Annotated in this window: 21 protein-coding genes and 1 pseudogene; 16 read left to right on the top strand and 6 right to left on the bottom strand. The window is 41.8% G+C overall.

Translation table 11 applies throughout. The features are described from left to right. The first annotated feature begins 123 nt into the window (after positions 1-123). The 10 genes and pseudogenes from BLV55_RS05640 to BLV55_RS05595 all read left to right on the top strand — a co-directional run. Entirely contained in the window at positions 124-996 is an 873-nt protein-coding gene (locus BLV55_RS05640) for a phosphate/phosphite/phosphonate ABC transporter substrate-binding protein (protein ID WP_093312141.1), read from the top strand. 18 nt (positions 997-1,014) lie between these two features. Then, the gene (phnC, locus tag BLV55_RS05635) at positions 1,015-1,746 is read left to right on the top strand and encodes a phosphonate ABC transporter ATP-binding protein (protein ID WP_093312140.1); all 732 of its coding nucleotides are present in this window, start codon (positions 1,015-1,017) and stop codon (positions 1,744-1,746) included. Beyond that, a complete protein-coding gene (phnE, locus tag BLV55_RS05630; RefSeq protein WP_093312138.1) occupies positions 1,718-3,295 on the top strand; it encodes a phosphonate ABC transporter, permease protein PhnE in 1,578 nt (525 codons plus the stop codon). Before phnC ends, phnE begins: the two co-directional genes overlap by 29 nt. Positions 3,296-3,445: 150 nt before the next feature. After that, positions 3,446-6,547, top strand: coding sequence for an EAL domain-containing protein (locus BLV55_RS05625; RefSeq protein ID WP_093312136.1), 3,102 nt, complete (start codon positions 3,446-3,448; stop codon positions 6,545-6,547). A 142-nt stretch (positions 6,548-6,689) separates the two neighbouring features. After that, entirely contained in the window at positions 6,690-7,577 is an 888-nt protein-coding gene (locus tag BLV55_RS05620) for a fructose bisphosphate aldolase (RefSeq protein ID WP_093312133.1), read from the top strand. A gap of 274 nt (positions 7,578-7,851) precedes the next feature. Continuing rightward, positions 7,852-8,292, top strand: coding sequence for an Hsp20/alpha crystallin family protein (locus BLV55_RS05615; RefSeq protein ID WP_093312132.1), 441 nt, complete (start codon positions 7,852-7,854; stop codon positions 8,290-8,292). 177 nt (positions 8,293-8,469) lie between these two features. Next, entirely contained in the window at positions 8,470-8,736 is a 267-nt protein-coding gene (locus BLV55_RS05610; RefSeq protein WP_093312131.1) for a YciI family protein, read from the top strand. A gap of 356 nt (positions 8,737-9,092) precedes the next feature. Next, a complete protein-coding gene (locus BLV55_RS05605) occupies positions 9,093-10,124 on the top strand; it encodes an FMN-binding protein (protein ID WP_093312129.1) in 1,032 nt (343 codons plus the stop codon). A 159-nt stretch (positions 10,125-10,283) separates the two neighbouring features. Next, on the top strand, positions 10,284-10,544 hold the full coding sequence (locus BLV55_RS05600) for a hypothetical protein (RefSeq protein ID WP_093312127.1): 261 nt from the start codon (positions 10,284-10,286) through the stop codon (positions 10,542-10,544). 24 nt (positions 10,545-10,568) lie between these two features. Then, positions 10,569-10,967 (top strand): annotated as a pseudogene (locus BLV55_RS05595) (C-GCAxxG-C-C family (seleno)protein); the annotation flags it as partial. 53 nt (positions 10,968-11,020) lie between these two features. On the opposite strand, the gene BLV55_RS05590 reads toward BLV55_RS05595, so the two are convergent. After that, positions 11,021-11,584 carry an ion transporter gene (locus tag BLV55_RS05590; RefSeq protein WP_093312123.1) on the bottom strand — a complete coding sequence of 188 codons (564 nt, stop codon included), beginning with the start codon at positions 11,582-11,584 and terminating at the stop codon, positions 11,021-11,023. Between the two features lie 426 nt (positions 11,585-12,010). Between BLV55_RS05590 and BLV55_RS05585 the strand changes: the two genes are divergently transcribed. From BLV55_RS05585 to uvsE, 3 genes are all read left to right on the top strand, one after another. Next, a complete protein-coding gene (locus BLV55_RS05585; protein ID WP_093312122.1) occupies positions 12,011-13,996 on the top strand; it encodes a methyl-accepting chemotaxis protein in 1,986 nt (661 codons plus the stop codon). Positions 13,997-14,151: 155 nt separating this feature from the next. Continuing rightward, positions 14,152-14,661: a nitroreductase family protein gene (locus BLV55_RS05580; RefSeq protein WP_093312119.1), complete on the top strand. Its 510-nt coding sequence runs from the start codon at positions 14,152-14,154 to the stop codon at positions 14,659-14,661. A gap of 47 nt (positions 14,662-14,708) precedes the next feature. Beyond that, complete coding sequence (uvsE, locus tag BLV55_RS05575) at positions 14,709-15,596, top strand: UV DNA damage repair endonuclease UvsE (RefSeq protein WP_176968276.1); 888 nt, start codon at positions 14,709-14,711, stop codon at positions 15,594-15,596. A 45-nt stretch (positions 15,597-15,641) separates the two neighbouring features. Here the strand turns inward: uvsE and BLV55_RS14995 are convergent, their stop codons facing one another. After that, positions 15,642-15,848: a BREX system ATP-binding domain-containing protein gene (locus BLV55_RS14995; RefSeq protein WP_093312116.1), complete on the bottom strand. Its 207-nt coding sequence runs from the start codon at positions 15,846-15,848 to the stop codon at positions 15,642-15,644. Positions 15,849-15,967: 119 nt separating this feature from the next. Further along, a complete protein-coding gene (locus tag BLV55_RS05565; protein WP_176968275.1) occupies positions 15,968-17,521 on the bottom strand; it encodes a PAS domain-containing hybrid sensor histidine kinase/response regulator in 1,554 nt (517 codons plus the stop codon). A 427-nt stretch (positions 17,522-17,948) separates the two neighbouring features. On the opposite strand from BLV55_RS05565, the gene BLV55_RS05560 reads away from it, so the two are divergent. From BLV55_RS05560 to iadA, 3 genes are all read left to right on the top strand, one after another. Next, positions 17,949-20,021: a sigma-54 interaction domain-containing protein gene (locus BLV55_RS05560; RefSeq protein WP_176968274.1), complete on the top strand. Its 2,073-nt coding sequence runs from the start codon at positions 17,949-17,951 to the stop codon at positions 20,019-20,021. A 288-nt stretch (positions 20,022-20,309) separates the two neighbouring features. Further along, entirely contained in the window at positions 20,310-21,857 is a 1,548-nt protein-coding gene (yfcC, locus tag BLV55_RS05555; protein WP_093312326.1) for a putative basic amino acid antiporter YfcC, read from the top strand. A 10-nt stretch (positions 21,858-21,867) separates the two neighbouring features. Further along, the gene (iadA, locus tag BLV55_RS05550; RefSeq protein ID WP_093312108.1) at positions 21,868-23,037 is read left to right on the top strand and encodes a beta-aspartyl-peptidase; all 1,170 of its coding nucleotides are present in this window, start codon (positions 21,868-21,870) and stop codon (positions 23,035-23,037) included. Positions 23,038-23,099: 62 nt separating this feature from the next. Here iadA and BLV55_RS05545 read toward each other — a convergent pair whose 3' ends face one another. The 3 genes from BLV55_RS05545 to BLV55_RS05535 all read right to left on the bottom strand — a co-directional run bounded on the left by BLV55_RS05545 (position 23,100) and on the right by BLV55_RS05535 (position 25,736). After that, positions 23,100-23,870 (bottom strand): S-methyl-5'-thioinosine phosphorylase, encoded by a 771-nt coding sequence (locus BLV55_RS05545; protein ID WP_093312106.1) that lies wholly within the window; start codon positions 23,868-23,870, stop codon positions 23,100-23,102. A 1-nt stretch (position 23,871) separates the two neighbouring features. Beyond that, positions 23,872-24,918 (bottom strand): S-methyl-5-thioribose-1-phosphate isomerase, encoded by a 1,047-nt coding sequence (gene mtnA / locus BLV55_RS05540; RefSeq protein WP_093312103.1) that lies wholly within the window; start codon positions 24,916-24,918, stop codon positions 23,872-23,874. A gap of 86 nt (positions 24,919-25,004) precedes the next feature. Next, on the bottom strand, positions 25,005-25,736 hold the full coding sequence (locus tag BLV55_RS05535) for a GntR family transcriptional regulator (protein ID WP_207646029.1): 732 nt from the start codon (positions 25,734-25,736) through the stop codon (positions 25,005-25,007). Between the last annotated feature and the right edge of the window lie 16 nt (positions 25,737-25,752).

Genomic DNA, 25,752 nt, shown 5'->3' with positions numbered 1-25,752 from the left:
TACAATTTTAGATATGAAAAAAATGTATCTAAAGTGTATTGATAAGTCGTATGGTTTATAGTATCTTTAAAAGAGAATCATACGAAACAATTCTATCATAAAAAGAAATGGGAGGAACAGAAAATGAAAAAAATCATTGCGATAGGACTATTGATAGCGTTACTGATAGCCTTACCAGCCTGTGGAAACGAGGAAGAGGAAGTAATTACCATGGGATTTGTTCCTATGAGGGATGGCGATGCGCTGATAGAATCCGTGGAGCCTCTAACGGCTATGCTCTCTGAAGAACTGGGAGTAACGGTTAAAGGGTTTACAGCGACCAATTACGTAGGTGTAGTGGAAGGGCTGGGATCCGGCCAGGTAGACTTTGGGTTTATTCCCCCTTTAGCCTATGTGCTGGCAAATCAGGAGAGCGATGCTGAGGTAATACTGACGTCTCTGAATCGAAGTGGAGAGGCTTTCTACAAGTCTCAGTTTTTGGTAAGAGAAGATAGTGAGATAGAAGATTTTCAGGATATAAAAGGAAAAATAGTAGCATTTGTTGATCCATCCTCTACTTCCGGTTATCTGTTTCCAGGAGCTTTTCTTGTGACAGAAGGGATTGACCTGGAAAGGGATATTCAGTATAGTTACAGCGGGGGCCATGATCAATCCTTGCAGCTATTATTGAATGGAGATGTGGATGTGGCCGCAACCTTTGTAGATGCCCGGGAACGGTATAGCCAGGATTTTCCTGAGGCTATGGATAAAAGCCGCATTTTAGGATACACAGATAAAATACCAAATATCAGCGTCACTGTCAGTGGTTCTATGGAAGCAAAGCGAAGCGAAGAAATTCAGCAAGCGCTTTTAAGAATTGCTGAAAAAGAAGAAGGAAAAGAGCTGTTACAGGAATTATTTAATATGCACGGCTTTGCGATGGCTACAGATGCTGACTATCAAGTGATCCGGGATACAGCGGAAATTATGAATATTGATTTAAGGGCAGGAAACTAACGAAGCAGGAGTGAAGGCATGCTTAAGGCAGAGAATCTGAAAGTGATATACGATAATAAAACATTGGCACTTCAGGATATAAACCTGAAGGTGGGGCATGGAGAATTTGTAGGGATTATTGGTTCCAGCGGCAGTGGAAAGTCTACGCTGCTAAAATGCATGAATCTCTTAGTACGCCCTACCGGAGGGAAAATCTGCCTTGATGACCGGGATCTGATGAGTTTGACGAGTAAAGGATTGAGGGAAATCCGAAGAGAGATAGGCTTTATCTTTCAAGATTATAATTTGATCGATCGGTCGACGGTTATTGATAATGTTTTAATAGGAAGACTTTCCTATAAAACTCCTTTTCAGTCCTTATTTCGGATTTTTAGCCAAGATGATTATGAGAGAGCTCAAAAAGCGTTGTCTTATGTGGCTCTAGAGGAAAAAATGTATGAACGGGCGGATCAGTTAAGTGGTGGACAGAAACAGCGAGTAGCCATTGCAAAAACCTTATGCCAGCGCCCTAAAGTAATGCTGGCTGATGAGCCGGTAGCAAGCTTGGATCAAGCCACTGCTCATTTGATTATGGAATATTTCCGTCGAGCCAATCAAAAGAAAAACATTACGATTCTTATTAATTTACACGATGTGAAGCTGGCAAAAACGTACTGTTCCAGGATTATCGGGCTTAAAAAAGGAAGCTTGGTTTTTGACGGGAAAGCAGGTGAGTTAACAGATGATATCCTTAAAAGAATATATGCATAAGAGGAGCCGGAATCGGCTCCTTTCGTTGCTGATAGCGTTTTTAATCATGATGTTGGTGGGGCATCAGGTAGAGTTCAGTTTTGCTAAGGTAGTTGCTGGCCTGCCAGGGATGGCAGATCTTTTTCGGCGAATGGCTCATCCGAACTTTTCCTATATGGGAGAAGTGTTAGAAAAAATCAGTGAAACCGTAGAAATTGCCGTTTTATCTTCTCTGGCAGGTGTGATGATGGCCATTCCTTTTTCTCTGCTAACGTCAGAAAATATTAGTCCTAGCCTAGTTTTAAGCAAAGGATTAAATGCCATTTTTGCTTTTTTTAGAACGATCCCTAGTTTAATATGGGCAGCTCTTTTAGTATCTGTCTTTAGTATTGGCAAATTTTCAGGCATCATTGCGCTTACCATTATTGCGTTTTTAATGTCCTTGAAGCTTTTTCGGGAATATATTGAATCTATTAATGAAAACCAGATCAACTCTACTAGATCCGTAGGTGCTGGTTCGCTGGAAGTTCTCCGGTATTGTATATTGCCTAATATGGTGGGAATGGCGGTATCGGTGTTTTTTATTGTTTTTGAAACTAATATCAGAAGTGCGACTGTCTTGGGGCTGGTAGGGGCTGGTGGTATTGGACAGATTATGTGGCGGGACTTAAATCATCTTCGATATGATAATTTGGCAACTATTATTTTGGCCTTGTTTGCTACCATTCTATTCATTGATACCCTTAGTTTTTTAGTGAGAAAGTTTTTAGTCCGGCATACACCAAAGGATCAAAGTCTTGAGCATTATCGGAAAAGAAAAATTCTAAAATCCATGGCGATTCCTTTAGGATTTTTAGGGTTGATCGCAGTAATTATTAATCAGCTCAATATTACTCAGGAACGATTAATGATCGGATATCGGCAAGGCAGTCACATTGTTTTTCGGATGCTGCAGGTAGACTTTTCCTATTATCCCCGATTGTTTGAAGGGTTGCTGGAAAGTTTTATGATTGCTGTTTTTGCCACCATAGTGGGTGGTTTTTTGGCAATGGTGCTGTCTTTTTTTGCCGCCTCTTCCATAGCTCCCAACAGGTTAGCGTCGTTGCTGACAAAAGGACTCATTAATATAATGCGCACTTTTCCACCTATTATCATGGCCATTATTTTTTTTCGTGGAGTGGGGCCAGGACCGCTGGCAGGTGCCTTAGCTCTTAGTATTTATACGACTGGCGTGCTGACAAAAATGTACAGCGAGGTGCTAGAAAACATGCCAATCAATGTACGGGACAGCGTTTTGGTTACAGGAGCCAGTCGGTTGGAAGCCTATCGGCACGGTGTTTTTCCACAGACATTTTCTAATTTTATTAGCCTGCTATTGTATCGAATGGAGTCTAACATACGGAATTCAACCATTCTGGGGATCATTGGAGCCGGTGGTATAGGAACAGCCCTTACGACCAATATTAGTTGGAGAAACTGGGAAAGGGTAGGCCTTCTGCTGCTGGGGGTATCAATAATGATTATTTTCATTGATCGACTTTCCAATTACCTTCGTCAAAAGGTAAAATAATCATTAATAGAAAAAATTTACTTCCATTCTTATTTTATGGTATTATGTGGCTATGGAATAAGAGAAGCAAAGGCTCATCATGAGGAAACGTTTATTGTTCTTAGGTGGTTCGTGGAGGTCTGGAGTGGAAAGATATGAGGTGGACTCAGTATGGGTAATCCCCTTACGTTAGCAAACCTTTTTTCGACAGGGTTACTTTTTTCAGCAGCGTTGTACATGATTTTTGGAACCTATACCTTGACCCTAAGTCCAAAGGGGCGTCTAAATCAGCTGTTTCTTGTGGTATGCAGCCTGTTGTCCCTATGGTCTTTTTCGTATGCCTTGGCTTTTTCGGCACCAAATGAACAAACGGCCTATTTCTGGTTTCGCATAGGGGTTTTTGGTTGGGCCTTTGTCTATAGTGTGTTACTGCACTTTTTTTTCGAGTTGACAGAACATAAAGAATGGTTGAAAAAAAGATGGGTGATGGTGGCGCTGTATCTTCCGGCATTGGTCAATATTGGGATTTTTGGGATTTTCAGTCCCTGGGCACAGCGTTATTATAACCTAATATATTCAAAATATGGATGGATAAACATATCAGAACCTGGTACAGCGGATCTCTTTTTTCATTCCCATTATCTGATTTTTTCGCTGACGGGAATTTGGGTTCTTTGGAAATGGAAAAAAACAAAACAAAATCCAGATGCACGAAAAACAGTAATGGTCATCATTTTTTCTTTTGGAATCACGATATTAATGGGTACAGTAATAGATGTATTATTTAGTCGATACTACGGTTATGAAATTCCTCAATTGGGGACAGTGGTTGCACTGCTCATGACGGTAGCGTTTTTTTATGCGGTGAAAAAGCATGGGCTGATGGTAAATCGGCCCAAATCAAGTATCGCAGAAGAAGGTGAAATACTGAGTGAAAAAAGACGGGTACAGTTTTATACCATGATGGGTACGGCTTTTATCATAGGGAGTTTTTTGAATTATGGTGATTATCTATTCAAAGGAGAATCTTTTCTATCGGTGAATTTTTTTAGCGGGATTTTATTTCTTTTTGGAATTGCGATCCTTCTCTTGCCTCATACAGAGCTGGCGAATCATCGCAAAGACATTGTTATGATGACATTAGTGACCTGTTCCATCCCGTTGATGATGCTGTATTATCTGCATTCTTCGTCCAGTAATATTATATGGCCGGCACCGCTGATATTTATGATGATCTCAGCGGTGTTTACCAAAAGAATGATGCTGGTCATGATTACGATTTCGGCGCTGATCAGTCAACTCTATTTCTGGACGAAAGTTCCTTCTCATTTAGTGATGGTGAACACAGGTGACCATCTATCGCGGGTAACGATTTATCTGCTAGGTGCTGTGGTAGCCTTATATGTTAATCGTGTCTATGCTCAGCGCTTAAAAGAAAACGAAGAAAAAACACGCCTGCAGCGTATGATCGCGGAGCTATCTCTGGATTTTGTTAGTGTCCATCCGGAAAATTTAGATAAAAGAATTAATAGGTTGCTGGAAAAAGCAGGGATTTTCTTTCAGGTAGACCGCTGTTATCTGTTCTGTTTTTCAGAAGATGGATGTACCGTTACTTATACCCACGAATGGTGTGCTGAAGGAATTGAGCCAGCAATCCAGCAGATAGGAACCCTTCCGGTTTCTTATGTACCCTGGTGGATAAACCAATTGGAAAGAAACCGGTCTGTTTATATACCGGACACAAGCAAAATGCCTCCGGAAGCTCAGGCCGAAAAAGAAATTCTGGAGATGCAACATATTAAATCCTTACTGTCTTTACCGGTCAGTAGCCATGGGAAAACAACCGGGTTTTTGGGTTTTGACTCTGTGAAAGAGCATAAAGAATGGGAACCAGGCCATCAGGAAGCACTTCAAATATTGGCGAATTTAATATCCGATGCACTGATTAAGGTGAAAGCGGTGAAAGAAATTAGCCAAATGGCATATTATGACAGCCTTACGGGCCTTTGTAATCGAAGAATGTTCAAGCAACGTCTGACGGAAGCTATTTCAATGGCCGCCCGCAGTCAAAAAATGATTGGGGTATTGTTCCTGGATTTAGATGCATTTAAAGCCGTTAACGACACCATGGGCCACGATAAAGGAGATCAGTTGCTAAAAAAGATAGCTAAGAGAATTTCCGAAAGAGTCAGAGAGCATGACACGGTGTGTCGTTTTGGAGGCGATGAATTTCTGATTATGTTTCCACAGATTGATCATGCTACTCAGGTGATGCAAGCGGCAGAAAAAATAATCAATGATTTGAAACAACCTGTCATATTAGAAGGGCATCCCTTTTATGTAACCGCCAGTGGTGGAATTTCGATTTACCCTCTCGATGGAAAAGAGGCAGATACCCTCATTAAAAATGCAGACTTATCTATGTACACGTCAAAAGAACAAGGAAAGAATCAAATTCATTTTTGCACCCCGGAAATGAAGGAAAAGATTAATGAAAGAGCCGAATTAATTCAAGACCTGCACCATGCTTTAGATCGCAAGGAATTTGTGCTGCACTATCAACCTCAAGTGAGTGTGGCTACCAAAGAAATTGTTGGATTGGAAGCCTTGATTAGGTGGCGGCATCCCACCAAGGGACTTATAGCGCCAGGGCGGTTTATTCCTTTAGCGGAACAGACAGGCCTTATTAAACCGATTGGGCGTTGGGTGTTAGAGACAGCTTGTTTTCAGAGTAAACAGTGGCAGAAAATGGGTAATGGCAAGATGTTTATGAGTGTTAATCTTTCTGTAGAGCAGCTTCGTAAAGATAATATGGTGGAAGTAGTGAAAAAAACCTTGGAAAAAACAGAACTGGATCCATCTTTATTAGAGCTGGAAATCACCGAAACAACAGCGATTAAAGAGCCGGAGTATATTGTCAAAACCTTGCATGACCTGAAAGAGTTGGGAGTTGCGATTTCTATTGATGATTTTGGGACGGAATATTCTTCTTTGAGCCGACTCCGGGAACTGCCTATCGATCGGATTAAAATGGCAATGCAATTTGTTCATGCGGTCACAAAAGGACCAAAAGATGAAGCCATTGCCGTAGGAGTAATTAATCTGGCTAAAAGCATTGGATTAAAAGTTATTGCAGAGGGTGTGGAGATTGAAGAACAGTTAGCCTTTTTAGCGGATAGAATTTGTGATGAAGCTCAGGGTCATTACCTGTATCAGCCCATGTCGGCAGAAGAAATAGAAGGTATGTTTAGGAATCAGTTAAACACCGGATAAAAAGGGGAACAGATTGAAGCTTTTCTTTGGTGATCAGAGGTTAATCTGGTAATGATCCTCTCGTTTGAAGATCGAAATTAAGGATATATATAGTAGCAGTAGGATATAAGTGAAGTGTAAAACTAGAAGGCGAGGTGGAAACGTGAAAAACCAGCAAATGGAAAGAATGCGAAACGGGAAAGGGTTTATTGCAGCCTTGGATCAGAGTGGAGGCAGTACTCCGAAAGCATTGGCTGAATATGGCGTTCAGAAAGATGCCTACAGAAATGAAGAAGAAATGTTTGATTTGGTCCATGAGATGCGAACCCGTGTGATGACCAGCCCATCCTTTACCGGCGATAAAGTGGTAGGAGTGATCTTGTTTGAGCAAACCATGGAGCGGGAAGTTGAGAATATGCCAACGCCGGATTACTTATGGCAGAAAAAAGGAATTCTCCCCTTCTTAAAAGTAGATAAAGGACTGGAACCATTAAGCGAAGGGGTTCAGTTAATGAAACCGATCCCTGAACTGGAAAAGCAACTGAAACGGGCAAGAGAAAAAAATATTTTTGGAACAAAAATGCGTTCCGTCATTAAGGAAGCAAATCCAGAAGGCATTCAAAAGGTGATCAGTCAACAGTTTGAATACGGTCAACAAATAATCGATGCTGGGTTGATGCCTATTTTAGAACCGGAGGTAGATATTCACAGCCCGGATAAGGAAGAATCAGAAAAAATCATGATGACCCAAATCCTGAAACATCTTAATATGCTGGAAGAGGAACAAGAAATTATGTTGAAACTGTCTATACCCAGCCAGAACGCATTCTACAGTGAACTGGTAAACCATCCAAAGGTTTTACGTGTGGTTGCTCTTTCGGGCGGATATAGCCGTGACGAAGCGGTAGAACTTTTGGAAAAAAACCCGGGTGTGATTGCCAGTTTCTCACGGGCATTGTTGGGAGGATTGGCAGCACAGCAAAGCGATGAAGCCTTTGACCAAGTCCTCCATACATCGATAGAAAAAATATATCAAGCATCGATCACATAAAAAATAACCCAAACCAATACGTCTTAATCCCTTTGATTTCAGAAGGGATTTTTTTTGCGGACAAAGCATCCTCTTTTGGGACCGAATTGAAAAAGGATGAAATAGAGAGGAATAAAGAGGATAGAAGAGAATTATCCATATAAATCCTCAAGAATGATGATAAGAATAAATAGTAGGAATTATTCCCAGATCGCAAACTTTGACTATCTTTGACCTTTGGCGCTATAATAAAATCAAACAAAAAAGAAAAATAAAACAAAGGAGGAGATCTTTTATGATGAACCATTTGGTACCATTCAGAAATCAAAGAAGAGGACGGGATTTGGATACTCTGTTTGAACGGTTTTTCAATGATCCTATATTTGGAGATCATCGAATGGCACCGGCGATTCAGTCCGGCATTAAGGTGGATATTCAAGAAGAGGACGATCAATACTTGATGGAAGCGGAAATTCCAGGATTTGACAAAGAACAGATTAATGTTCATTACGACAATGATCATCTCATTATTTCTGCTGAAAAAGAAGATGAAGTGAACGAAGAAAGAGACAACTATATTTGCCGGGAACGGAAAATGGGAAGGGTTAGCCGAAGTTTTCATGTCAAAGATATTGATCCGGGAAAAATTGAAGCAAAGTATGAAAATGGTATTCTGAAAGTGACAATCCCTAAAGATCCGCAAAAGGAAACAAGAAAACAAATTGAAATTAAATAACAAGTACTACCCTGTTACCTTTTTTCTCTCGATGAAAATCATTACTGGGAACTTGGTTAGAGTAGTAAGCCTTTGGTTTGATAAGGCATAGACGCTGACAAGATGCTTCTTGTGATTGGTGGGGCTCCTGTGGTAAAATAGGATGAAATTAAAATATAAATGAAAAGGAGCCCAAGAATGCCATATTTTATTGCATTTCTAGAAACTGTTGATAAAAAGAAGGATGCAGAACTACTTGATGAGCATAAAGCTTATTTGAAAAAATACTTGGACAATGGGAAAATATATGCCAAAGGACCTTTTTTAGATCATAGTGGTGGGCTGATTATTTACAAAGTACAAGATGAAGAAGAAGCTTATGCCATTGCTAAAGAAGATCCGGTGATCAAATATCAATCGAGAAAAATGATATTAAAAGAATGGAAAAGCACGTTTCCAGAGTGATGATTAGTCAGTAAGAAGAAAAGACAATTCTTAGGAGAGCTTAGTTTCAATATCCTGTTGAAACCAAGCTCTTTTTTTGTGCTTGTTTCTTTCGGGATAAATGTCCTTGTGGAAGAGATGAAAATCACTTTTTTTATGATTTTACAAATTAATAAAATTTTATAAGAATATTCTCAGCGTTATGTGGTATAATAATAGTACTATTAAGCTTATGAATAGCCGTACGCAAGTTTGATAAGGTTTTAACGAAAACATATTACCAGCGTTGGATTGCGTACAGACTTATCGATGGCAGGAAAGCTTTAGCGCTACCATAAGCTTTTTCTAAAAGATCAACAGAGGAAGGATGGGGAAGAATGGACAAAAAACAAATGTCGGGAGCTTTGGTTCTTGTTGTTCTGACAGTTGGAATTCTTTTTGGATTCAGTGTAATGGGGGATGATGCTTTAGCCGATGCGACAAAACATGAAGTGACAGCCGATGGGTATGGCGGACCGATTCATTTGGAAGTATACCTTCAAGGTGATGAGGTGGTTGATATTCGGGTGATGGAGCAAAATGAAACGGAAGGCATTGGCGATGTAGCGATTGAAGAAATGGTTGCAAAAATAATGGAAGCTCAATCGACGGAAGTTGACGTGCACAGTGGTGCTACCGTTTCCTCTAATGCGGTGATCGCCGCGGTAAATAAGGCCCTGGGGAAGGATAGTGCCAGCGAAGATTCAGAAGAACCATCAGCCAGCGACTATCAAGCAGAAGGGGTTCTTGCCATGGCACCTGGCTATGGTGGGGATATTGTTCTTGATGTGATCATGGATGGTGATGATATTCTGGACATTAAGGTATTAGATCATAAAGAAACAGAAGGCATTGGCGATGTAGCCATCGAATCGATGGTTGATAAAATTCTTCAGGCTCAAAGCGCCGATGTGGATGTCGAAACAGGTGCAACGGTTTCTTCGGAAGCTGTGATAAAAGCGGTGGCAGAAGCTGCTGGTCAAAATGTGTCTAAGAGCGAAGCGCCGGCAGATCCTGCGGCAGAATATGATCTGGAAACCTATGAACCAGAAGGTGTTTTAGTATCTGGAAAAGGTTTTCAGGATCGGTATGATATGTATCTGGACGTTATTTTTGAAGGAAGCGAATTGGTAGAAATTAGAGTGATCCAGCATAATGAGACCAAAGGCTTTGGAGATGGTGCTTTGCGGGTAGTGCCGGAAAGAATTGTCAATCAGCAGACCACAGAAGTTGATGTGCAAACAGGAGCCACATGGACTTCGACGGCGATTATAGAACTTGTACAACAAGCGATTGATGAAGCCGGTATTGATCTTACAGAACAGGAAGTTGAGGAAGAGGAAGGCCCGGCTCCTGCAGCGGGTGGCTGAGGTTAATCCACTTAAAATCTACGGTCGTAGATATTGAAAACAAATGGAAACATGAGGAATCTAAGAAATATAAGCAGGATTAATCGTTTGTTGTTTCTGACGGATAACGGGAGAATCGGATCGGATAAAGATGATGCTTTGGGAAAAGGAGGATGAAAAATGAGTGCTGAAATGAATCATATAACGCGTAAAGATTTTTTGAAAAAAATGGGGACTACATTGGCAAGTGTTTCAATTTTGGGTGGTGTAGGTGGTATTCTTACAGCCTGTGGTGAAACCAGTGCAGCGGAAGTGACAGAGGCGAAAGAATCAGCGGGAGTGGATATGGAACCGGTAGTGCATCCATTACCTTATAAACGGATTGACCCAGATGCGGCGGCAGAGAGAGCTTATAAATACTACAAAGAGCAGGGCGGCTGAGGTGTTGGTACAGCCGAAGGTCTTTTCGGCTATTTAGCAGAAGCAGAAGGCTATCCCTATAATAAGATTCCGACAAGGATGTATCGTTCCTTTGCTGGAGGGTTTGCTTTGGAAGCCTCTCTTTGTGGAACTTTGGCAGTAGCTTCTGGATTTATTGGACTCTTTACAGAAGACAGACAAAATGAGTTGGTAAAAGAACTGTTTAACTGGTATAAGCAAGCTGAATTACCGGTATACAACCCTGAATTTCCGGATCATGAGGTAACGGTGGCAGAGTCAACTTCTTGTTATGAATCGGTTTCTAAATTTATTCAAAAAGAAGGAGTTGCTTTTAACTCTCCAGAAAGATCCAGTCGCTGTGCAGGAGTATCAGCAGAAGTAGTAAGGCAAACCGCTATGATTCTTAACCGGGAATTTGCATAAAACAGAGCAAAAAAACCGCTTAGGCTTTCACCGTAGGGTGAGAAGTTAAGCGGTTATTCTTTTTTTGAAGGAGAATCTTCTGACTTGCTTTTTCCATATCCAAAAAGTAATTTTTTGAATCGTTTATAGCGAAAATATTGTGGGTTTGCCATTTTAGCAATCATTGGCAACCGTTCAATGTTTCGGAATACTTTTGTAAAGGTATTGACAAATCGGCCGATTCGGCTGGCTCTTGTAATTTTGGCAACGCGGACAATGCGAACAATCCGAAAAGCTCGAAAAACCACGTCAAAAGGAATAATAGCAAGAATCTCAATCCAAGATTTTTTGAAAAAAGATTTTTTAGAAGTGCTTGCCCGATACCTCAAAGAAAGGTCGATGGCAAAAATAGCGCAGACGGCCAGATCGAAGGTTTCGACATAAAGACTGAAACGGCGATTGTCTATGACAAAAATATCCAGAAAAGACAAACCTAACACCAGCACGATCAATAGCGCCATCACTGTTTCGTAGATTGCTGTTTTATCTGAAATATCGGTAATGATGGTGAGCAATGTTTTGTACGCACGAAAAATATCTTTGATTTTTTGATGAAGAAACTTCCATATTTTTTCCATGAAAGCACCTTTCTGTATCGAAAATTTAGATAAGGAAAAGATAGATCTGATAAAACCCTGATCCCATTGAAATAATTTATTCGTCACGAAAGAGTATGCTATTCGATTGGAATCTGGAGGTCGGTCTATATGATGATAACACATACCCTTTCAAGGATCAAATAGTCGCAAGACAGGGATTCTATAGGCAGCAACTCCTAATTAATGAACATTTCAGTGAAATTGTGTTGTTTTTACATACTTTGCAAAGCGAATTTGGTTTATAATTTTAGATGGAAAAATTTGATTAATCTAATTGGTGGACAGCTTGTCTTAAAAGGAAAGTTGTGTGACGGAAAGTGGAGTGGGTAAAAATAAGAAACAAGATTGTGTTGGGGTAAGATCTTAGTGACGGATAAGTGTATTGAATAAAGGGGGACGAGAGGGATGAAAAGCTTAAAAACAAAAATGATGCTTACTTTTTTAGCCACCAGCATTACCTTGCTTCTGGGGGCCGGGTTTATCCTTTATTATCTGGCATCGAGTATGGTCAGTGATGTGGCTGGTGAACTGAATGAAGAAATGATGGGAAGTTTTTCTCAGAATATTGAATCCTTGTTGGAGAGAAAAATTTCTGAAGGGATGATTGTTTCAGAAAATGAAGATGTGAAAAACATGGACCCGGAAGGGGCACAAAGATTTATTGAAACCGTACTTGAAAGGTCGGATTATGGAACTCTTTCGATGGTTTTTCCTGATGGGACGGCCTATGACAGCGACTTAAATGTTTACGATTTTAGTAGCAGTGCCTATATGGAACCGATTTTTCAGCAAGGGATGGATCATTACATAACAGACCCTTTTCCAAGCTCTATTGATGGAAGAATGTTGACGGTTATTGCTCATGGAATTGATGATCATGCCGGGAATCGGGTAGGAGCTGTTTCCGGATCCATTTACCTTTCTTATATAACGGATATGGTGGAGGCAATTAATATAGGGGATGCCGGTTTTGGATGGATTCTTTCGGAAAATGGAAATATTCTGGCTCATCCAAAGGAGGAATATGTAGGACAAGCCCTGTCTTCTCTTGATGCTTACGGAAATATGGATTTATCCGGTATCGAACAGGGAGTGGCAGCATCTCAGGAAATCCAGGTAGATGGACAGACGACGATTCTGCTTCATTCACCCATTGAAGGAACTCCGGGATGGCATTTGATGGTTGAGGTTTCTAGAGCTCAACTGTTTTCTGGACTGGCGGCTTTTAGAAATACGGTGATGGGAATCATGGTAGTAGCCGTTATTTTAAGCGTCATGGCAGGCCTGTGGATTAGTGGAAATACGATTAAACCGGTAAAAGCCGTTGCTGAAAAACTGGAGAAAATGGCGGATTATGATTTAAGAAGTCTGGAAGAGGATTCGGTAAACAAACACCAAAACCGTTCAGATGAAATTGGTGACATGATCAGGTCGAGTACTAGGATGCAGACAAATATTGTAGAATTATTGCAGCAAGTGCTAACCGCATCAAAAAACGTGTCATCTTCAGCAGAACATTTGAATACCACCAGCGATCAGTCTTCTCAGGCGGCGGATGAAGTGGCTAAAACCATAGAAGAAATGGCGAAAAGTGCTACAGAGCAGGCCAGTGATACCGCAACAGGTGCTCAGGCAGTCAGCGAACTGGGAGATGTGATCGGTGACAATCAGCTTTGCTTGAAATCCTTGAATCAAGAGTTGGTTAAAGTGGAAGAATACCAGTCAAAGGGCCATGAATCGATGAATGGACTGTTAAGCACTACTTCAGAAAATAGAGCTGCTACACAGAGTGTGCAAGGTGTTATTAATGAAACTCAGGCCAGTGCTGAAAAAATTGATACGGCCAGTGGGATGATCCGAAGCATTGCTGAGCAGACGAATTTGCTAGCCCTTAATGCTGCTATTGAAGCGGCTAGAGCCGGTGAATCCGGTCGTGGTTTTGCGGTGGTAGCGGAAGAAATCCGAAAACTGGCGGAACAGTCCAATAATTTTACGGACGAAATAGCAACGGTTATTGCTGAGTTGATGGAACGAGTGCAGGATGCTGTAAGAACAATGAATCAGGTAAACGAAGTGGGGATCAAGCAGGAAGAGCAAGTTAAAGTGACCAGTGAGCACTTCCGAGGAATTGCAGATTCTTTGGAAGAAATGAAATCATCCCTGAAGGATCTTAACCTTTCGGGTGATACCATGAAAAATAAGCGAGATGAGATGCTTGGTATTATTGAAAAAATATCTGTTATTGCAGAAGAAAATGCAGCAGGAACGGAAGAAGCATCGGCGGCAGTGGAAGAGCAGACAGCATCAATGACGGAAATTGCCAACGCTAGTCATCAATTATCTACTTTAGCAGAAGAAATGAATCAGGCGATCCAACGATTTAAGCTATAACAAACTAGAAACAGAAGCTTTAGTTTCTCATGAAGCATTACCAAGTGATAAAAGCCCTTAGGGAATGAATATGCCCTGGGGGCTTTAATGGGTACTGGATTGGGTATAAGTAGTGAGTAAGGAAAGAAGAAAAGAGACAGAAGGAGGCTATTTTGATGGAATTAAAAGAGGGGATTAAGCAGAGACGCAGTGCTAGAACTTTCAACAAGGAAGCTGTTGAAAAAGAAAAACTGGAAGAAATGCTGAGAGCAGCAATGCAAGCTCCTTCAGCTCATAATCAACAGCCCTGGGAATTTCTGGTAATTCAACAACCGGAAACATTAGTGAAATTGTCGCAGGTTCACAAGTATACAGCCCCTCTGGCTGGTGCACCAGCTTGCGTAGTGGCTTTGATGAACCGTAACCGATTAAAAGTAGAGGCATTCTGGCAGCAGGATCTTTCGGCAGCTGTTCAAAATATGATGTTACAGGCCGTAGATTTAGGTCTTAGCACTCTTTGGATGGGAATCACGCCAATCGAGGAATATCAGAAAAAGGTAAAAGAAATATGCACACTGCCGGAAGAAGTGGAAGCTTTTGGGTTGTTTGCTGTTGGCTACTCGGATAAAAATCGATTTAAGGATCGATTTGACGATGCCAGAATTCATTGGGAGACTTATTCTTAAGATATCTTTTTTTAGGCAGGGGCCTATCTCGGAATGGAGGAATGACAGTGTCTATTGAATTGGGTTATGCCTGTTTGAATACCAGTATTCCGATGAAAATGAAATCTTTACGCCTAAAAACATACCAGGAAAGAGGAGCGTCTTATCTAAAAGAACTTATTCTTCACAATCTGAACTATGTGATGACCTGTCTGGAATGGAATCAGGCGCATCAGATTTTCTTTTTTCGGGTTTCCAGTGACTTGGTTCCCTTAGCAACCCATGAGGCGATGACCTATACCTGGCAGGAGGACGAAGAAATCAGAAAGGCCTGCAAAAAAATCAAGGAATATGCAAAGCTTCATTCCATGCGGCTTTCGATGCATCCTGGTCAGTATACGCTTTTAAACTCTCCCAAAGAAGAGGTGGTGAAAAGGTCTGTCGAAGACTTGGAATATCATCATCAGATGGCAGAAATGCTGGGAGTAAGGGATTTAATCATTCATGTTGGTGGCGTTTACGGCGATAAAAAACAAGCTCTTCATCGATGGGTAAAAACCTATGAGAAACTGCCGGAAGGCATTAAGAGTAAGCTTCGTTTAGAAAATGATGAAAAGAGCTATTCCATTCAAGAAGTGCTGGGAATATGGGAAACAACAGGCATTCCCCTTGTGTTGGATTTTCACCATCATCGAATCTTATCCTCCATGGAGACAGGGGTCGCTCTCGAGAGAGTGGTTAAAACCTGGGAAGGGATTGATGATCCTAAAATACATTTATCTTCTGGTCGTAAGGACGAAAAAGACCCAAAACATGATGATTTGATTCGACAAATTGATTATGAATGGGTTTGTGGGTATGTGGATCAATGCTTTCGAAAGGATCAGAAAATATACCTTATGTTGGAGGCGAAACAAAAGGAACAAGCGATTCTTCACCTGCGCAAAAGAACGTAGTAAGTTGCTGTCATAGACATGCTGCAGTAGGATATGAATCGTTGGTTAAGGGCTTCGTGGGTAACGATGCCCTTTTTTTGTCACAAAACCCTTTTGCAAAGCTTGTTGCTTGATAGAAGTCAACATAAAGGATTTGCCGCTGCCGTAAGGACCGCACAGAAATTTGACATAACTTTCATCCCGTTTCATGCCGTTAAGACACCGATAAAATTCTTCGAGAATATCAGCTCTTCCAACGGATAAAAAAGACAGATCCTAATCAGGAAGCACGCCGTTTTTCAGGGCATGAAGATAGCGTTGACACTGCTCTGCCGAAAGATTCATAAGAGGATCCTTCCTTTCTGGAGGGTATATTTAGACCATGATACTGGTTAAGAGGGGAAGGCGCCGACTTTTAAGACAGTTTCCACTCTTGTTCCTTTTCCTGGAGTACTGAAGACTTGAATGGTACCATCCATTAGCTCGACCAATTCTTTGGTGATCGGTAATCCCAGGCCAGTACCACTGGTTTGGCGAAATGAACCGTCATCTCCTTGGTAGAAGGGTTGGAATAACTTGTTTAAAGCTTCTTCTGTCATGCCAGGACCGGTGTCTTCGACCACCAGCTGGAAAAGATGATGATCCTCAGAGGACTCCAGACAGCTTATTGAGAGAGAGACCTTACCTTTACGGGTGAACTTGATAGCGTTTCCGCCGATGTTAAGAATGATTTGTCGCAAACGTTGCGGATCTCCCCACACTTGTCGAGGAAGGTTGTTGGGCAGGTCGGAATGAAGAAGAAGGGATTTTTCCTGTGCAAGGGCAATCAGTGGAGCGATAGCCATTCTGATTTCTTCTGCTGGATAGAAGGGCTGCTTTTCCAAGTGTATTTCCCTTGCTTCTATTCTGGCATAATCCAATACATTGCTGATAATGCTTAACATATGACTAGCGGAATGTTTCATATGACCCATAAATTCTTTTTGTTCTTCGGTCATATCGGTTTTTTCCATCAGTTGTAAAAACCCGATAAAGCCGTTTAAGGGAGTACGCATTTCATGGTTCATATGGGCTAAATAACGGCTTTTGGCTTCGTTGGCAGTATGAGCCAATTGCATGGCCTGCTCCAACTCCAGATTTTTTAACTCCAGTAAGGAATTGAATTCCAATAGGTTCTCTTCTGTTTTTTTAAGGCCTGTAATGTCTCTGGCAATGCCCAAGATACCAATGATGGTGCCTTGATGATCTTTGTACGGTGTTTTTAATACGTCGACCAGTGTTTTTCGGCCATCTGGATAAGTGATCCATTCTTCGTTACGATGGCCTGTCGAGCTTCTTAATGCCTTCGCATCATATGTCCGGTGAAGGTCTGCTTGTTTTTTAGGATAAAGATCATAATCTGTTTTTCCGATGATGGACTCCAGAGGCATCCCCATATAGGTGGCATAGGTGGTATTACCGCCCAAGTATATGCCATGTAAATCTTTGTAAAAAATAGGATCTGGTATGGAATTGATCAGAGCCCTAATCAACGCATTTTGATTTCGTATAGATTCCTCCTGCTGGATACGCTGAGAGATATCGCGGGAACTAAAAAGAAGTTCCCTAACTTCGCCTGCCTCGTCATAGATGATTTTCCCCATGGTTTCCAGCCATAAGAAATTTCCGTTTTTGCATCGGCATCGATATTTCACAGGTTGACTATTTTTTCCACTCTGTAGAAAACGGTTAAGTTCCCTTGTTACCAAAGGGATATCATCGGGGTGAACGAGGACTGTTACGGGTTCGCCAATTAATTCTTCTGGCTGATATCCGAGGCATTCATGGGATTTACTCATAAACGTGAAATTTCCATTAGGATCAGCTAGTGCTACCAGGTCAAACATATGATCTGTAATATGCTGGAGTCGAGTAGCTTTTTCTAGCAGAGCCTGTAGGTTTCTCATCATACTCATCCTTTCTTCGTGAAGGCGAACAATGGGTTTTTAGGGCTTCAACCATTGACGGCTCAGAATCAGAGCCTCTTTTGAAAAAATGCGTTATCCCCCTAAGCTGATTTCTGATAATATTTTAATACCCTCTTGTCTTCGTTTTATTGAAGGTAAATTTCATCGTTGATTCGAAAATACCCGAAAAAGCTATTCGGTTCCCTTTCTTTTCACTTCCGGATTCATCACATCCCGTCGTCAGTTTCATGATAATCCTTTGAAATACGGTTCCTTAGCAAATCTTGATGTTGAACTATAATTCAATATCTTCAGAATATCATTGATACAGGTGCATTTCAATTGATATGTGATAGAATAATAAACCGGGTAAGTTAGATCTTTTGCATAGATGGTAATGATTAGAGAAAGGGTTAGGGTGTTCGTGATGAAAATTGTTTTGCTGGCCGGAACGGATCAAACGAAAGTAAGGCTTCATCAACAAATGGAAGAATTATTTCAAGGGTTATTTCCAATCCTGTCCTATGCCATTGATACCGGATTGCCTGAAGCGATAGAGGCAGATCTAGTTGTTTTTTCCAGCAAACAGGTAGCGGATGAAATAAGAGAAAAAAATTTACTTTCGGAAAGTCAGCAAAGTGTAACGGCTGTGCGGACGATACCGATGGATCACTTGGATCAAGTGATGAAACTGGCTAAAGGGGAACGGGTATTACTGGTGAATGACAGAATGGAAACGGCATTAGAAAGCATAGAAGCTTTACGGCGTATTGGTGTTGATCATATAGAAATGATCCCCTGGGCGCCAAGGGAAGCCTTGCCACTTTCTTTACCGGAGATAGCCATTACACCGGGAGAAGGATACTTGGTGCCTGCTGATATTTCGAAAGTGGTAGATATTGGTCCTCGTGTTCTTGATTTTTCAACGATTGCAGCGATTCTTTACCATACAGGTTACTATCAAAACTATTCTACCGCTTTTTCGGAAGGATATCTGAAGAAAATCATCCATATGGCTTCTAAATTAGCGGATTCACATCGAGAAATTGAAACCTTGAACCAGCATCTGAGTGAAGTGATAGATGGACTCAATGATGGGCTTATGGTATTTAATCAGGAGGGCTGGGTGAGCGTCCTGAATGAAAAAGCCAGGCAGTTGTTGAAAGTGCCGAATCCTGGAAAAAGCCCCATCGCTTTGGCCCGATTGCTTTCCTCTGCTGAATTAAAACATTTTTTGTTATATGAAGAGGTTCAGGAAAAAATACTGATGCTTTTTCAACAGGAAATATTGGTGAAAAAGCTGGTAGATCCCAAATCCTTAACAACGACCGTTATTCTTAAAAATGTTCAGGAAACCATTGCCTCTGGTAATCAAATAAAACGAGATCTGATGCGTCGGGGCTTTTATGCACGATATACCTTTGATGACTTGATTGGCAGTTCTGTAGCTATGGAAAAAGTAAAAAAAACATCCCGTAAGCTGGCGGCCAGCGAGTTGACGGTTTTATTGGTTGGAGAAAGTGGAACTGGAAAAGAAATTGTTGCCAGCTCTATTCATAATGCATCGCCTCGGAGGGAAGGACCTTTTTTAGCCGTTAACTTTAGTGCTTTATCCGATGAACTGATTGAAAGTGAGCTGTTTGGTTATGAAGAAGGCGCTTTTACGGGTGCTCGCAAAGGTGGGAAAATAGGTCTTTTTGAGCAAGCAGACGGAGGTACTATTTTTTTAGATGAAATTGGTGATATTTCTGGAAAAGTTCAGTCCAGACTATTGCGGGTGTTGCAGGAAAAAGAAATTATGCCGGTAGGTGGCCATGAGATACGAAGCATTAATGTTAGAGTGGTGGCGGCAACCAATCAAAACCTGGAAACGCTTGTATCGAAAGGTGTCTTTCGGGAAGATTTATACTATCGGCTGAAAACCGGCTTTATTCATTTGCCACCTCTAAGGCAACGTCAAGAAGATATCCTTCCACTTGTCACTCATTTTATTGCAATGGAAACAAAGCGTCGCATTCTGCTAGAAGAGAAGGTCAGCCAAGTAATGAAAAGATATCATTGGCCGGGAAATGTACGAGAATTACAAAACCTGGTTGCTTATATGTTAGCTGTAACAGATGAAGACCGTTTGACATTAGAAGATTTTCCGGACTCTCATTTTTTCAGTCAAGAACTACCTTTCTCTGTGAATAAAATGACCTTTTCTCAAGCTTTGAAACCGGAAGAAGAAAAAGTACTTCATTTGATGGCGGTTTTTCAGCAACAAGGGAAAAAAACCGGAAGGGAAAGTTTATGCAAAGCATTACAGTTAGAAGAAAATGAAAGTAATAAGGATTCAGACTTACGGTATGTACAATGGACGTTTCACCAAGTGAGAGTAGTGATGGAAAGTTTAGTGGAAAAAGGGATGATTCAGGCCGGTACAGGACGACAAGGAAGCCGATTGACGGAGAAAGGCTTCCGATATGTGGAAAAGCAGAAAAAGCAAAGCATCATTTAACTGGTGAAGATAAGGTGAAAAAAAGATTTATCTGGCGGAACAGGTGGTTTTTTCGCCAGTTTTTTATGCCGCTGCGAATAAAAGATCATACACTTACCTGAGTATCAGAAAGAAAACAACGGATCAACATATTGAAAAAACAAGCAATATCATCGACTGGATAAATGGTTGCAAAAAAAATGCTGAAAAAGGATCCTTGGCATGATTCCTGCAATCCTATCCAAGGCGGAGGAATGGCAGGTAGGGAATATCTGTCAGATGACATTAGAAAACTGGGAGGTCGTTAGGATGAAAAATGAAGAACAGCAACATGAGAAAAATAGCAAGAAAGCAAGATCTTTTCGAGACTGGCAAATGCCGGATACCTATGTAATTATTTTCTTTGTTGTTGCAATGGCAGCATTATTAACGTATCTGGTACCTGTGGGACAGTTTGATGTAACCGAAGTCACTTATATACAGGACGGTACAGAGAATTCCAGAGAAGTACTTGATCCGGACACATTTCAATTGATTAAAAATGAAGAAGGGGAAGCAGTCCGGGAAGGTATTCGGTTGTTTGAGCCCTTTGGTGGCGTAGGATTCCTTAATTATGCCTTTGAAGGACTGGTTAGTGGTAGCAAGTGGGGGACGGCTGTTGGTATCATTGCTTTTATTTTAGTAATTGGTGGTGCTTTTGGCATCATTTTAAGGACAGGAGCCGTAGAAAATGCTATTTTAGCCATGATTAAGCGAACAAAAGGGATGGAATCTTTATCCATACCTATTATCTTCTTTTTCTTTTCGCTGGGAGGAGCTGTTTTTGGGATGGGGGAAGAAGCCATTCCCTTCGCCATGATTCTGGTGCCATTAATGATTGCCATGGGCTACGACGCTATTACAGGCATATGCATTACCTATGTAGCGACACAAATAGGCTTTGCTACTTCTTGGATGAATCCATTTAGTTTAGCGGTGGCTCAAGGTGTTTCTGGTATTCCGGTGCTTTCCGGTGCTGGTTTTCGAATTGCTTTATGGGCGTTTTTTACGGCTTTAGGAATTGCCTATACCTATCGATACGCTCAAAGTATCCGAAAAGATCCGACAAAATCCCTTTCTTACGAATCAGATGCATACTATCGAAATGATTTTGAAGGGCGCAAAGATATTGAAGTGACATTTGGGATAGGTGACGCTTTGGTACTTTTCACCATATTTGCTGGTGTGGTATGGGTTGTATGGGGCGTTATGCAACATGCCTACTACATTCCGGAAATTGCTACTCAGTTTTTTGTGATGGGATTAGTGGCTGGAATTATTGGGGTTGTTTTTCGGCTTAATGATATGCGTGTCAACGATATTGCCATTTCTTTCCGTAATGGAGCAAAAGATTTGGTAGGAGCGGCGATGGTAGTAGGGATGGCTCAGGGGATTATTTTAGTACTGGGCGGAACGGACCCGACAGCAGGAACCGTTTTAAATACCATTTTACATTACGCAGGCAATGCGGTTGGTTCATTACCACCGGCGGTTTCTGCCTGGATTATGTTTGTTTTTCAATCTGTGTTTAACTTCTTTGTTGTTTCTGGTTCAGGGCAAGCGGCACTGGTCATGCCCCTGATGGCTCCTTTAGCTGATATTGTAGGCGTCAGCCGACAGGTAGCTGTTCTGGCTTTTCAACTGGGAGATGGATTTACCAACTTAATTGTCCCTACTTCCGGATGTTTAATGGGTGTTTTAGGGGTTGCTAAGCTGGACTGGTACCAGTGGTTTCGATTCCAGATCAAGTTTCAGATCATTTTGTTTGTACTGGCTTCTTTAGCCATGGTACTGGCTGTAATGATTGGATTTAATTAGGAGGGTTTATATGTTGTTAATCCGTAACGCAGAGGTGTATCAACCGGCTTATATGGGACGGCAGGATGTATTGATGGCAGGGGATCATATTCTTGCGATCCAGAAAAACCTTGAGCTGGGAAGCTTGGCTTCCGGGACAGAAGTGATCGAGGCAGAGGGGCAGATCCTATTGCCCGGATTTATTGATACCCATGTCCATATAACCGGCGGTGGTGGTGAGGGGGGACCTCATACACGCACACCTCCCATCCGGTTGACAGACCTAACCAAAGCAGGTGTGACCACGGTGGTTGGCTGTTTGGGAACCGATGGATTCACCCGATCAATGAAAGACTTGTTAGCAAAAGCAGCCGGTCTTGAAGAAGAAGGAATTCGGGTGTATGCCTGGACAGGCTCCTACCAAATGCCGGTACGTTCTCTTTTTGACCACCTGGAAGAAGACCTACTACACTTACCAAGGGTGATAGGGGTAGGAGAAGTAGCTTTATCCGATCATCGCTCTTCTCAACCGACCGTAGAAGAAGTGAAAAAACTGGCGGCTTCTGCCCGGGTTGGTGGCATGTTAAGCGGGAAACCGGGATTGATTAACTTTCACCTAGGGGATCAGCCCGGTGGTTTATCTATGTTAATGAAAATATGTCAAGATACGCACATTCCGCTAACACAGTTTTTGCCAACCCACCAAAACAGAAATGAAGACCTGTTTCAAGAAGCCTTAGCCTATGGAAAAGCTGGTGGGTACATGGATTTTACCACCAGTACTGTACCGGCCTTTATCGAAGAAGGAGAAGTGCCTTGTCATCAAGCACTGGCAAGAGCCTTAGATGCGGGAATTCCTATTGAACGGATCAGCTTTAGTTCTGATGCTCAAGGCAGTTTGCCGGTGTTTGATAAGACGGGCAAATGCACTGGCTTGGAAGTGGGAAGCGCTGCTTCGTTATTTCAAGCGGTTTTAGAGGCTGTCAGACTGGAGGGTATTTCTTTGGAAACGGCCCTTCAGACCATTACGTCGACACCAGCGAAAATCATGAACTGGCAGGATAAAGGGGTTCTTCAGGTTGGTGGAAAGGCGGATGCGGTTCTTTTCAATGTGGATGAGCAGAGAATTGAAACCGTTATTGCAAAAGGAAGAATAATGATACAGAATCAAGAAGTGGTTGTAAAAGGTGTATTTGAATAGAAAAAAGATGCCGGCCAGAAAAAGGGGCCGGCATCTTTTGCTTTCACTCTTTCTATAAAGCATCAAAGACTTACTAAAGAAGCGTTACAAGTGCATTGATCCTGATCTAAGGATTGTTCAAAAATAGTCATAAAAGCATGACTGAGAAGTTCCTTGTTATTTCCTAAAGCGGTTTCGATATCATGAAGGGCGATAGGATCCTGTTGCATTCCGGTGCACCAGTTGCTGATCATTCCGATAGTGGCATAGCACATTCCCAGCTCTTTGGCAAAAATAACTTCAGGAATATTGGTCATTCCTACCACATCACCGCCTAAGTTCTTGTACATACGAATTTCCTGATGAGATTCAAAGCGGGGACCTTCCGTACATACATAGACACCTTCTCCTTTGATGGAGATTTGTTCCTGTTTGGAAAAGGTGATAAACTTGTCTCTCAGCATGGGACAGTAGGGGCTGGTCATATCCACATGACATACTGGCTCTTCTCCACCTTCAAAAAAGGTGACTGGTCTATTTTTGGTAAAGTCTAAAAAATCCTTGATAATGACCAAATCGCCAGGGGCAAAATCTTCATTGCAGGAACCAACGGCTGCTGTGGCGTAAATCCACTTTACGCCCAGGATTTCCAGAGCTTTCATATTAGCCCGATAGTTAATAAGGTGAGGCGGAACTGAATGTTTTTTTCCATGGCGGGCAAGAAAAATAATTTCTTCCTCTTTAAAAGTGACAATATCGATGTCTACAGATCCATACGGCGTAGAGACTGTTTCCTTTCGAGGGTTTTCGTCGATGCCGTAAACACCGGTACCGCCAATAATGGCTTTTCTCATGCTATTCTTCTCCTTTCAAGGGTGGAATGTTTTCATGAAAAGGGGCTCTGATAATCCCTTTTTCGGTAATAATCCCAGTAATGTTCTGATGAGGAGTAACATCAAAAGCCGGGTTATACACCTGAATTCCTTCCGGTGCGGTGGGGTGACCATCGATATGAGTCACTTCTTCGCTGCTTCGTTCTTCGATAACAATTTCATCGCCATGGCTCATGTCGAAATCGATGGTCGTGGTAGGGGCTACGATGTAAAAGGGAACCTGATAGGTTTTGGCTAGTACAGAAAGCATAAAAGTACCTATTTTATTCGCGGTGTCTCCGTTGGTAGCAATACGGTCAGCACCTACTAAAATCACATCGATCTTACCGTCCCGAATAAGGGTAGCGGCAACACTGTCGGCAATAAGGCTTGCTGGGATTCCTTCTTGCATTAATTCCCAGGCAGTCAGCCGACCACCTTGAAGTCGAGGGCGGGTTTCGTCAGCGTAAACAAAAATATCTTTACCGCTTCGGAAAGCCTGACGCACGACTCCTAAAGCGGTACCGATTCCAACAGTAGCTAATGCACCGGTATTACAGTGCGTTAAAATGGTTGCTTTTTCAGGAATAATACTGTTTCCGTAGTCTCCCATGGTGATATTAATTGCCTGGTCAGCCGCAACGATGGCATCTGCTTCCGCTTCAATACGTTCTACCAGTTGGGAGACGCTCTCCTGTGCATATTGTTTTAGCAAGCTTCGCATACGTTTGATGGCCCACATTAAATTGACGGCTGTAGGACGAGACTCGTTTAGAACGGACAGGCTTTCCTCCATTTTTGACAAAAAGACAGGCTTTGGCTCTTTTTCATATTCTTTAGCCGCTAACAGAGCGCCGTAAGCAGCAGCGGCTCCGATGGCTGGTGCTCCTCTTACAACCATATCCTGGATAGCAAAATCTACTTCCTGCCAGGTTTTACAAAGAAAGGTTTCTTGCTGGCGGGGCAGTTTGCGTTGATCAATCATGTGAAGTATTCCTTGTTGATATTCCAATGCAATAATTTCCTTCATCTTCTTTTCTCTCCTTTGATGGTACTTTATTGGCGGTATCTGTAGGGATCTTTAAGATCTATGGTACATTGGCTGATCAGGTCTGGTCAGATGGTCCGATTCACCCAGAACTTAAATAGCTCAGGATTAAAATAATCCATGGAATAAATCAATGGTACCCGCTGACGATTGTAATGAACCTGATGAAGCAGTAAAAGCAATTGATTTTTTGGCATTCCAGCATCTATCATCTTTTGCTGATCTGCCTGTTTGGGAAGGATTTCGGTGACGGCATAGACAGGATGCAATTCATAATGTTTCGCTAAATACTGAAACATGGATTCTTCTGTTACCTTTTCAGGTATCGGTCCATGGATCATGGATCGGGGTACGGAATCAACACAGTAGGCCGCCGGCTTTCCATTAGCGGTTCGTAACCGGGTATAGGTAATGACGGATTCGCCGGAAGAAAGAGCTAACTTTTTTTTCATACTCTGGGTAGGCTGATTTTCTTTAATGCTGATCCATTGGGTGCCGGGTGTATAACCAGCGTTTTCGATCATACGGGTAATGCTTTCCAGCTTTTCTAAACCGCCGTTGATGGAAATGGGCGGGATATGAACAAAAGTGCCTTTGCCTTGCACTTTATAAATAACATTCTCTTGTTCTAACAAGGCTAAGGCTTCACGAACGGTATGACGACAGACGCCCATGCTTTCCATCAGAAGGGATTCTGGTGGTAGTTGGTCATCACCTTTTAGATTATTTTCCTGAATATATTCCAAAATTTTACCTTTTGCCTGCATGCTTAATGAAATGGTTTTTTCTTTGATTTTCATCATTGGTGACTCCTCG

Origin of the sequence: Tindallia californiensis, assembly GCF_900107405.1 — a bacterium.
Taxonomy (GTDB): domain Bacteria; phylum Bacillota; class Clostridia; order Peptostreptococcales; family Tindalliaceae; genus Tindallia; species Tindallia californiensis.
Note: the sequence above shows the minus strand (reverse complement) of the source record. Positions and strands in the feature narration are given on the sequence as shown.

Coding starts and splice junctions, on each gene's coding strand:
- BLV55_RS05590 (WP_093312123.1), bottom strand. CDS start 11,584: ATGGAAAAAATATGGAAGTTTCTTCATCAAAAAATCAAAGATATTTTT.
- phnE (WP_093312138.1), top strand. CDS start 1,718: ATGATATCCTTAAAAGAATATATGCATAAGAGGAGCCGGAATCGGCTC.
- BLV55_RS05615 (WP_093312132.1), top strand. CDS start 7,852: ATGATGAACCATTTGGTACCATTCAGAAATCAAAGAAGAGGACGGGAT.
- BLV55_RS05600 (WP_093312127.1), top strand. CDS start 10,284: ATGAGTGCTGAAATGAATCATATAACGCGTAAAGATTTTTTGAAAAAA.
- BLV55_RS05545 (WP_093312106.1), bottom strand. CDS start 23,870: ATGAGAAAAGCCATTATTGGCGGTACCGGTGTTTACGGCATCGACGAA.
- mtnA (WP_093312103.1), bottom strand. CDS start 24,918: ATGAAGGAAATTATTGCATTGGAATATCAACAAGGAATACTTCACATG.
- BLV55_RS05625 (WP_093312136.1), top strand. CDS start 3,446: ATGGGTAATCCCCTTACGTTAGCAAACCTTTTTTCGACAGGGTTACTT.
- yfcC (WP_093312326.1), top strand. CDS start 20,310: ATGAAAAATGAAGAACAGCAACATGAGAAAAATAGCAAGAAAGCAAGA.
- iadA (WP_093312108.1), top strand. CDS start 21,868: ATGTTGTTAATCCGTAACGCAGAGGTGTATCAACCGGCTTATATGGGA.
- BLV55_RS05640 (WP_093312141.1), top strand. CDS start 124: ATGAAAAAAATCATTGCGATAGGACTATTGATAGCGTTACTGATAGCC.
- BLV55_RS05585 (WP_093312122.1), top strand. CDS start 12,011: ATGAAAAGCTTAAAAACAAAAATGATGCTTACTTTTTTAGCCACCAGC.
- BLV55_RS05535 (WP_207646029.1), bottom strand. CDS start 25,736: ATGAAAATCAAAGAAAAAACCATTTCATTAAGCATGCAGGCAAAAGGT.
- phnC (WP_093312140.1), top strand. CDS start 1,015: ATGCTTAAGGCAGAGAATCTGAAAGTGATATACGATAATAAAACATTG.
- BLV55_RS05605 (WP_093312129.1), top strand. CDS start 9,093: ATGGACAAAAAACAAATGTCGGGAGCTTTGGTTCTTGTTGTTCTGACA.
- BLV55_RS05565 (WP_176968275.1), bottom strand. CDS start 17,521: ATGAGAAACCTACAGGCTCTGCTAGAAAAAGCTACTCGACTCCAGCAT.
- BLV55_RS05610 (WP_093312131.1), top strand. CDS start 8,470: ATGCCATATTTTATTGCATTTCTAGAAACTGTTGATAAAAAGAAGGAT.
- BLV55_RS05580 (WP_093312119.1), top strand. CDS start 14,152: ATGGAATTAAAAGAGGGGATTAAGCAGAGACGCAGTGCTAGAACTTTC.
- BLV55_RS05560 (WP_176968274.1), top strand. CDS start 17,949: ATGAAAATTGTTTTGCTGGCCGGAACGGATCAAACGAAAGTAAGGCTT.